Here is a 590-nt window from a genome sequence, read left to right as displayed (position 1 = left end):
TCGGAGTGAGAGGATTCGAACCTCCGACCCCCACAACCCCATTTTGGCGCGCAACCCTACTTAACTTATTGATTTTATTGAAAAACAGGGGGTATTTTGGGGCGGAAAAATCGGAAAAATTTCCCTTTTGTAGTCACAGAAGTCAAGGGCTGCAGCGGAGGTTTTGCACGGGTTTTTCAGGTAGCAGGTTAGAAGACACTATGCGTATAATAATCCATTAGTAATACCTAACATAGACATATTTGCAGCACCCCTTACAACACCAAGTGCAAGTTAAGCTCTGCTTCACTCATTTGTCATATATATCAGTTGTTTTGATTATTTCAGATATTTCAGTTAAGCTCTAGATTCAAAGGAGGGTGTAATCATGCCTATGAAAACTGAAACAGGTGACACCACACAGCACCAACTTCTGAAGACATTGCTTAACGCTAAATCAACATCAGGATCAATCATTCGTTTTGAGCTTGGTGGTGAACACTTTGAGTTTACTGACTCAACAATTAGTCAATCACTTGTCAATGTGATCAGAGAAGCCGCTGAAGCATTAGCAAAAAATCCTCATGCTGAGCTCCATGTACAGGCTAGCC

Annotated in this window: 1 protein-coding gene; it reads left to right on the top strand. The window is 41.5% G+C overall.

Annotated features, from left to right (window positions below; translation table 11 throughout):
* Positions 1 to 367: 367 nt before the first annotated feature.
* The coding region (locus KCG35_RS26085) for a hypothetical protein (protein ID WP_215822843.1) at positions 368 to 590 on the top strand (223 nt) is incomplete at its 3' end.

The sequence above is a fragment of the Zooshikella harenae genome (assembly GCF_018837975.1).
Classification (GTDB): domain Bacteria; phylum Pseudomonadota; class Gammaproteobacteria; order Pseudomonadales; family Zooshikellaceae; genus Zooshikella; species Zooshikella harenae.
The sequence above is the reverse complement of the archived record's forward strand: the minus strand, read 5'-3'. Positions and strand labels throughout refer to the sequence as shown.